Here is a 7,695-nt window from a genome sequence, read left to right on the forward strand (position 1 = left end):
GTCGCAACACTGCCTGTGTCACGCGGAGCGTAGAAGGTCATCGAGGGCTTCGGCGGGTGTCTTCCATCCGAGCGTCTTGCGGGGCCGGGTGAGAGCGAACGCGACCGCGTCGAGTTCCTCGCGGGAGTAGCGGGCGAGGTCGGTGCCCTTGGGGAAGTATTGGCGCAGCAGCCCGTTGGTGTGAACCGCCCTGGGTCTGATGGAGACTCGGGCTATTGGTTTCCAACTCCGACGGGGCCGGTCTGTTGGGCAGCGTAGAAGGCTGCTTCGAACTCTGCTGGGGGGACGTCGTCGCAGTGGCTGTGGAGCCGGTCTTCGTTGAACCAGTGCACCCACGAGAGGGTGGCGAGCTCGAGCTCGTCGACGTCGTCCCGCCCCGCGGTGTCGGGCCCGTAGACGCACTCGGCCTTGTAGAGCCCGTTGGTCGTCTCGGCCAGCGCGTTGTCATAGCTGTCAGCGACGGTGCCGATGCTGGGTCGGGCTCCGATCTCCTCAAGGCGCTCGGTGAAGCGCACGCTGGTGAACTGCGAGCTGGCGTCCGCGTGTGCGATCAGACCGACCAGGCGGCAAGCACCTCGGGAGGCTCTGGCCATCTCGAGCGCGTCGAGGACCATCTCGGTGCGCATGTTCGACGCCACCCGCAACCCCACGATCCGTCGGGAGAACGCGTCGACGATGAAGCACACGTACGCCATCCCCGACCGGGTCGGCACGTAGGTCAGGTCGGTGACCCACAACTGGTTCGGGGCGGCGGCCCTGAAGTTGCGGTTTACCAGATCCGGGGCCCGCACCGCGTCGGGATCGGTGATGGTCGTGAAGATCTTCTTGCGCCGCCGGCTGATGCCTTCGATGCCCAGCTGGCGCATGAGACGAGCCACCTGGTCCCGGCCGATCTCATGGCCGGAACGCCGAGCCGCCTTCCACAGCTTGTGCGACCCGTAGACCTTGCGGTTCGCGACCCACAGCACCATCAGCATCTGCATCATCACGGCGTCACGCACGGCACGCGCCGAGGGTGCCACCTCGCGCTTCTTGGCGGCGTAGTAGGTGCTCGGAGCGATCTGCAACGCACGGCAGATCGGCCCGACTCCGAGCTGGTCCCGGTGCTCGTCGATGAACCCGACGATCACTTCGATGGGCGGTCGAGCTCCGCCTGGGCGAAATACGCCGACGCCTTGCGCAAGATCTCATTCGCACGACGCAGCTCCCGGTTCTCCTGCTCGAGACGCTTCATCCGCTCGGCGTCTTCGGTGCTCAGCCCGGGCTTGACCCCGTCGTCGATCTCGGCCTGCTTGACCCAGCTCCGAAGCGACTCCACCCCGATGCCGAGCTGGTCAGCGACCCGCTTCACCGTCCCATGGTCAGTGCCGAGCTCCTTGCGCAGCTGGCGAACCGCTCGCACCGCCCGCTCCTTCTCCGCCTCGCTGTACCTGCGTGTCGGCGGCTTCCCCGACGCTCCTTGTGTAGGCCCGACCCCATCCTCGTTTCCAAGGTCAGGAGCCTCCAACCAACCCAGGGCGGTTCACCACCTGCGGTCTCCCGGGTGGGACAGCGCGACGAGGTGCCGGGCAGAACCCGCGACGCGCGGACGCGTGTTTCTGGCCGCAACCGCTGCCGGCGCGACGACCCGCGCCGTGGCGGCGGGTCTCGGCTCGGGGCGCGGTGTCGATGGCTGCACGGTCACTGCACCAGTGTCCCAGACAGGCCGGGGTCGGTGCTGGGGGGTCAGGGCACCAGCTCGAAGGCGCTGGTGTGGGCGGGGCGTACGACGCTGAAGTGGCGGCGGTCGAGGGTGGCGATGCGGGTGGCGCGGTGGCGTTCGGCGAGCACGACCACGGATGCGTCGGTGCCGCCGAGGGGGAGGTCCCGGTAGCGGTCGACGAGATCGCCGACGCGTTGGCACTCGTCGGGGGTGAGCTCGTCGACGACGAATCGGCCCGCGGCGATGTCGGTGAACAACGCGACCTCGGCGTCGACACCGACTTGGCGGGCCAGCAGGTAGGTGGCCTCGGCGATTACGAGCCCGGTCGTGCGCAGCGGGCCGGGTTCGGTGGCCAACAGCTCGAGGCATGCCTGGTGGTCCGGGTCACGGCGATCACCGAGCGCGACCAGCGGCCCGGTGTCCACGACCAACACGACAGCCCCGACCGGTCAGTCGCGGCCGAAGCCCTCGGCCAACAGTTCGTCGGCGTCGCGAGCGAACCGGGTGCCGCCCGACTCGCCGATCCCGGCGAGCGCGAACCGCCGCCGCGGTTGGCCGCCCACATGCTCGCTGACCGCCTCGGTGATCAACGCCTCGACGGTCACCCCGCGACGCTCCGCTTCGGCGCGCAACGCCGCCAGCAGTTCCTCGGGCAGCTCGACGGTCACCGACATGGTCCCGAGTGTAGAACCCCGCCCGCCGCGACCCGGCCCCGTTCACCCCGGCCGCCGGTTCGTGCTGGCGCCCCCGATTCCGTCGGGGTTGCCGTCGAGACCGCCCGGTGCCCTCACCCAGGCAAGCCCCGGCAGGGACCGGACGAAACGGGACCAACCGCCACGACCGGACCAGCCGAGACGAGGCACGCATTTGCACCAAGGTGCCAGCCCCACCGCCGGCGACCACCTTGACGCGCTCACCGGAGCGGCCACCACCGCCACGCCAGCGCCGCTCAGCTCGCCGTAGCAGCGTCCGGCAACGCCCGAGGAGAGCAGCCCCCGGCGAGGCGCTGTCCGCGGCGCTGAGCGCCACCCAGGCCCCGCCGGACACCGGCTCGTGGCGCCAGCTCGGCCCTCACCAACGACATGAACGCATCGTCGAGCTGACCGACCCCGCCGTCACGATCGAGACCCAACCCGACCGCGACGTCCACCACCTGGCGGATCGTCTTGCGGTCCGGCGGAGTCACCGCCGCGATGGACCGCAACCCCCGCCCGTCCAACCACAACTGCAGCACCTCTCGAACTTCGAACACAGGGACCTCCCTGAACGCCATGCGCACCGCCTTCCGGGTCGAGACACGAACGGCGGTGAGTTGACCGGTTCCGACACCGACGACGGTGGACCCCGGGGTGGTCCCGTGCGCCTGTGACCACGACCGGGAAGACGATCAAGATCCCACACGTCGTCGACGAGTTCACCCGCGAGCCCCTCGCCGATGTGGTCGACCACTCCATCCACGCCGATGCCACCGTAGCATGCCTCGACAAGATCGTCGGGGCTCGCGGCCAGCATCCCGAGTTCATCCGCTGCGACAACGGCCCCGAGCTCACGGCCAGGGCGCTGCGCGACTGGTGCCGCTTCGGCGGCGCCGGCGCTGCGCACATCGAACCGGGCTCACCCTGGGAGAACCCCTGGGTCGAGTCCCACGGCAGCCGCATGCGCGACGAGCTGTTGGCCATCGAGCAGTTCGACACGTTGCTCGAGGCCCAGGTCCTCACCGGCGACTGGCGGATCGACTACAACACCTACCGCCCCCCCTCCGCCCTCGGCATGCTCACCCCGGTCGAGTACACGGACCACTGGACGCGGACCAACCCACCCAAGCTCACATAGCCGGTGGACCGATCAACGGGATCCGGTCAATACCACCACACCGTGCCGTCCGGGTTGATCTGCTCCACCGGCAACCCCCCCGGCCCGTAGAGGTAGTAGGTGCTGTGCTGGTCGCTGGTCTCGGTGAGCACCATCGCCAGACCCTCCGCTTGGGACCACACGAAGCTGGTGGTCCCCGACGGGCCGGTCCTGGTGCGTCGCAGACCATCCCCGTCGTAGGTGTAGCTCCAGGTGGTCAAGGTGGGCACATACCAGCCTGACACGTCGATCACCACATCGCTCGCCGCGCCCGCCACCGCCACCCTGACCCGCCCCGACTCATCAACCGGTACCAGCACCGTGTCGGTCACCGACCGACCCGCCGAGAACTGGGCTTACGCGGGCGGGAGGCGCTCGGCGAGACGCGAGCCGAACTGCACGACCTGCTCGAGGCCCAGGTTGCCCGGCTGGGTAATCACCTTGGCGAGCGACCTGGGACCGCTGATACGGACGCCGTCGAGGTGCATCGGGTGTGCGAACCACGGCCAGTCCACGTCGAGAAAGCACAGCGACGGACGAATCTGCACTCCACGCGGGTTCACCCCTTCCTCGACCAAGTCGGCGATCACCGCGCGGACCGCCTCGACCTGCTTCGCCATCGCCTTGACGAGATTTGTCTTGTTGCGGCCGTTCACGAAGAGCTGATCCGGGCCTGGGCGAAAGAACGTGCCCGATCTTCGTAGCTCCACTCGCCCCGTGTAGCGCTTGGTGTCGATGACATGGATGCCCGAAGACGCAACCACGAGGTGATCGATGTTGACCCTCGAGCGCGGAATGCGACGATCGTGCAGGACCACAACCCTCTCAGATCGCAGCGCGTCGAGCATCCGGGCAACCCGCCGTTCGCCCTCGGCACCTCGCGCCCAGGCCTTCGTCGACTGCGGCTCGTCACTGAGGGCCAGGATGAGACCGCCGAGGTAAGGGTGCCGCTGGCGGATCCGTGACTCGCGCTTGGCCTTCCTCCGCTCGAACTCCCGCTGCGCGGACCGGCCTGCGAGTCCACCGTCGAGGGTGCGCCGCTCCGACGATGCGGACGACTCCAGAGCGTCGACAGGCCCGTGGGTCGTGCGCTCCAGCCTCACCGAGTCGGCGGGAACCGCCGATCCGGTCGCAGGCGTTGAGGTCCACCGACCCCGTGCCTCACAGCATCGCAGGCACGTCGTCGTCCTGACATTCGGATCCCATTGAGCCTTGGTACCCGCAGGCAGCCGTGTGCCACATGCGGCGCATACGTCATCCCGACGTAACGCCAGCACTCGCGTGGGCTTCACCGCCCGGGTCGACTGCTCCCGCCCCTCTTCTCCCACCGATCACCTCGAGCCGCCATCGCAGGATGATCACTGCGACCCCCAGTCTGTCGCCCAGGCACCAACCTCGCCATTCAGGTCACCCCCTCCGGGCCGCCAAGCCCGTGGGCGTCCTGGGTCAGCCGCGGCGGGCGAGCAGCGTCTCGGCGATCTGCACCGCGTTCAGCGCGGCGCCCTTGCGCAGGTTGTCGCCCGAGAGGAACAGGGCCAGCCCGTGCTCGACCGTCTCGTCGACGCGGATACGTCCCACGTAGGTCGGATCCGCACCCGCGGCCCGCAACGGGGTGGGGATGTCGATGAGCTCCACCCCGGGGGCCTTCACGAGCACCCGCCGGGCGTCCTCGGGGGTGATGGGCCGGGCGAAGCTGGCCGCGATCGACAGCGAGTGCCCCGTGTAGACCGGCACCCGCACGCAGGTGGCCGTGACCTTCAGCTGGGGGAGCTCGAGGATCTTGCGGCTCTCGTTGCGCAGCTTCTGCTCCTCGTCGGTCTCCTCAGAGCCGTCGTCGACCAGGCTGCCGGCGAAGGGGATGACGTTGTAGGCGATCGGCTGGGGGAACTTGTTGGGCTCGGGCAGCTCCACCGCCTTGCCTGACATGGCGAGCGCCGGGCCGGCCTCGCCGACCTTGCGGATCTGCTCGTCGAGCTCGGCGGTGCCGGCGAGCCCCGCGCCGGAGACCGCCTGGTAGGTGCTGACCACCATCGACTGCAAACCGGCCTCGAGGTCGAGCGGCTTGAGCACCGGCATCGCCACCATGGTCGTGCAGTTCGGGTTGGCGACGATGTTCTTGGGGATCGACTCGAGGGCGTGGGCGTTGACCTCGGGCACCACCAGCGGCACCTCCGGGTCCATCCGCCACGCGGACGAGTTGTCGATGACGATCGCCCCCGCGCCGGCGACCCGGGGCGCCAGCTCCCGCGAGGTGGCACCGCCGGCGGAGAACAGCACGATGTCCAAGCCGCGGTAGTCGGCGGTGGCCGCGTCCTCGACCTCCACTTCGCCGTCGGCCCACGGCAGCCGCCGGCCGGCCGACCGGCTGGAGGCGAAGAGGCGGAGCTGCTCGACGGGGAACTGGCGCTCGGCGAGCACCGAGCGCATCACCCCGCCGACCTGGCCCGTGGCTCCCACGATTCCGATACGCATAAGGCGTCCAGGCTACCGGTGGCGGCACGGGGCCGGCGATCGAGATCGGCCTCAGTCCACCAGGGCCGGACCGTGCGAGAGGTCGAACGCGTCGTGGAGGAGCTGCACCGCCTGCTCCACCTGGTCCTCGCTGATGATGCAGCTGATGCGGATCGCCGAGGTGGAGATCATCTCGATGTTGATGCCCTCCTTCGCCAGGGTCTCGAACACCGTGGCCGCCACTCCGGGGTGGGACTTCATGCCGGCGCCGATCACGCTGACCCGGGCGATGTCGGGATCGCCCTTCACGTCCTGGGCGCCGAGTGCGGGGGCCTGCTCACGAGCGATGGCGACCGCCCGCTCGTACTCCGAGCGCGGGACCGTGAAGGAGATGTCGGTCACCCCGTGCTCGGAGACGTTCTGCACGATCACGTCGACGTTGATGCTGTGGTCGGCCAGGGCACGGAAGAGCTGGCCGGCGATGCCCGGCCGGTCGGGCACGCCGATGAGGGTGATCTTCGACTCGTCCACGTCGTGGGTGACCGCCGAGATGATCGCCTGCTCCATGTCCTGCTCCTCCTTGGTGACCAGCGTGCCCGGCTCCCAGGTGAACGCCGAGCGCACGTGCAGGTCGACGCCGTGGGTGCGCGCGTACTCGACCGACCGCATCGCCGGCTTCGGGCAGCCGTTGGCGGTCATCTCCAGCAGCTCGTCGAACGAGATGCGATCCATCTTCCGGGCATCCGGCACCACACGAGGGTCGCTGGTGAACACCCCCGACACGTCCGTGTACAGCTCGCAGAGGTCGGCGCCGAGCGCATGGGCGAGGGCCACCGCGGTGGTGTCGGAGCCGCCGCGGCCCAGGAAGGTGACGTCACCGCTCCCCGACACACCCTGGGCGCCGCCCACCACCGGGACCCGCCCGGCCTCCAGCGCCTGGCGGACCCGCTCCGGGCGGACCTCGACGATCTTGGCGTTGGTGTGCGTGTCGTCGGTGACGAACCCCGCCTGGCTGCCGGTGAACGAATCAGCCGGCACCCCGACGTCGTGCAGCGCCATGCAGAGCAGGGCCATCGCCTTGCGCTCCCCGGCGGTGATCAGCATGTCCATCTCCCGGCCGGGGCGGGTGCTGGACACCTCCGAGGCCAGGCGCAGCAGCTCGTCGGTCTCCTTGCCCATGGCGGAGATGACCACCACCACCTGGTTGCCGCGCCGGACCGTGCGCGCCACGTGGTCGGCCACGGCACGCATCCGGTCGGGGTCGGCGACGGAGGTGCCGCCGAACTTCTGGACGAGGAGGGCCACGGCGGCAGGCTAACGCTCGCCTGCGCGCCGCCACCATCCGCTCGGCCACCATCCGCTCGGCCACCCGACGACCGGGTGCACGGACCAACGGGCAGGTGAACCGGTAGCGTCGGGGAACCATGCCCAGGACCTCCACCCGTACCGAGCGCGAGCGCGCCCGGCAGGCCCGGGCCCGCGCCGGGGAGCAGCGCGCCGCGCTCGCCCGGCGGCAACGGCGGACCCTGGCCTTGGTGGCGCTCGTGCTCCTGCTGGCCCTACTCGCCGGCACCGCCGGCGCGCTCTTCGGGGACCGGGGCTCCTCGCGCACCGCCGCCACGGCCTCCACCTCCACCACGGCGAGCACCACCACCGTGCCCGCCACCGGCTCCGCGGAGCTGACCTTCCCC

9 protein-coding genes, 2 pseudogenes and 1 other annotated feature are annotated in these 7,695 nt (G+C 69.9%); of the genes and pseudogenes, 2 read left to right on the plus strand and 9 right to left on the minus strand.

Features of this window, described 5'->3' with window-relative positions:
- Positions 1–18: 18 nt before the first annotated feature.
- From V7004_RS05075 to V7004_RS05095, 5 genes and pseudogenes are all read right to left on the minus strand, one after another.
- Positions 19–183: pseudogene (locus V7004_RS05075) on the minus strand (IS30 family transposase); the annotation flags it as partial.
- 29 nt (positions 184–212) lie between these two features.
- A protein-coding gene (locus V7004_RS05080) for an IS3 family transposase (RefSeq protein ID WP_442968010.1) occupies positions 213–1,507 on the minus strand; the annotation gives its coding sequence in 2 pieces (ribosomal slippage) (positions 213–1,163 and positions 1,166–1,507; 1,293 coding nt in all).
- Positions 1,053–1,169, minus strand: a sequence feature (AL1L pseudoknot). (Overlaps the previous gene by 117 nt.)
- 218 nt (positions 1,508–1,725) lie before the next feature.
- The gene (locus V7004_RS05085) at positions 1,726–2,136 is read right to left on the minus strand and encodes a type II toxin-antitoxin system VapC family toxin (RefSeq protein ID WP_334142559.1); all 411 of its coding nucleotides are present in this window, start codon (positions 2,134–2,136) and stop codon (positions 1,726–1,728) included.
- Between the two features lie 15 nt (positions 2,137–2,151).
- A complete protein-coding gene (locus tag V7004_RS05090; RefSeq protein WP_334142560.1) occupies positions 2,152–2,376 on the minus strand; it encodes a ribbon-helix-helix protein, CopG family in 225 nt (74 codons plus the stop codon).
- 275 nt (positions 2,377–2,651) lie between these two features.
- On the minus strand, positions 2,652–2,975 hold the full coding sequence (locus tag V7004_RS05095; RefSeq protein WP_334142561.1) for a hypothetical protein: 324 nt from the start codon (positions 2,973–2,975) through the stop codon (positions 2,652–2,654).
- A gap of 92 nt (positions 2,976–3,067) precedes the next feature.
- Between V7004_RS05095 and V7004_RS05100 the strand changes: the two genes are divergently transcribed.
- Positions 3,068–3,535, plus strand: coding sequence for an integrase core domain-containing protein (locus V7004_RS05100; RefSeq protein WP_334142562.1), 468 nt, complete (start codon positions 3,068–3,070; stop codon positions 3,533–3,535).
- A gap of 26 nt (positions 3,536–3,561) precedes the next feature.
- Here V7004_RS05100 and V7004_RS05105 read toward each other — a convergent pair whose 3' ends face one another.
- The 4 genes from V7004_RS05105 to V7004_RS05120 all read right to left on the minus strand — a co-directional run bounded on the left by V7004_RS05105 (position 3,562) and on the right by V7004_RS05120 (position 7,309).
- Positions 3,562–3,885, minus strand: a complete 324-nt coding sequence (locus V7004_RS05105; protein ID WP_334142563.1) for a hypothetical protein — start codon at positions 3,883–3,885, stop codon at positions 3,562–3,564.
- Between the two features lie 24 nt (positions 3,886–3,909).
- On the minus strand, positions 3,910–4,881 hold the full coding sequence (locus tag V7004_RS05110) for a nuclease-related domain-containing protein (protein WP_334142564.1): 972 nt from the start codon (positions 4,879–4,881) through the stop codon (positions 3,910–3,912).
- A 118-nt stretch (positions 4,882–4,999) separates the two neighbouring features.
- Positions 5,000–6,025, minus strand: coding sequence for an aspartate-semialdehyde dehydrogenase (locus tag V7004_RS05115; protein ID WP_334142565.1), 1,026 nt, complete (start codon positions 6,023–6,025; stop codon positions 5,000–5,002).
- 51 nt (positions 6,026–6,076) lie between these two features.
- Positions 6,077–7,309, minus strand: coding sequence for an aspartate kinase (locus tag V7004_RS05120; RefSeq protein WP_334142566.1), 1,233 nt, complete (start codon positions 7,307–7,309; stop codon positions 6,077–6,079).
- A gap of 119 nt (positions 7,310–7,428) precedes the next feature.
- Here V7004_RS05120 and V7004_RS05125 point away from each other — a divergent pair.
- Positions 7,429–7,695: pseudogene (locus V7004_RS05125) on the plus strand (hypothetical protein); the annotation flags it as partial.

Origin of the sequence: Rhabdothermincola sp., from assembly GCF_036846205.1 — a bacterium.
In the GTDB taxonomy this organism is placed as follows: domain Bacteria; phylum Actinomycetota; class Acidimicrobiia; order Acidimicrobiales; family Acidimicrobilacustridaceae; genus Rhabdothermincola.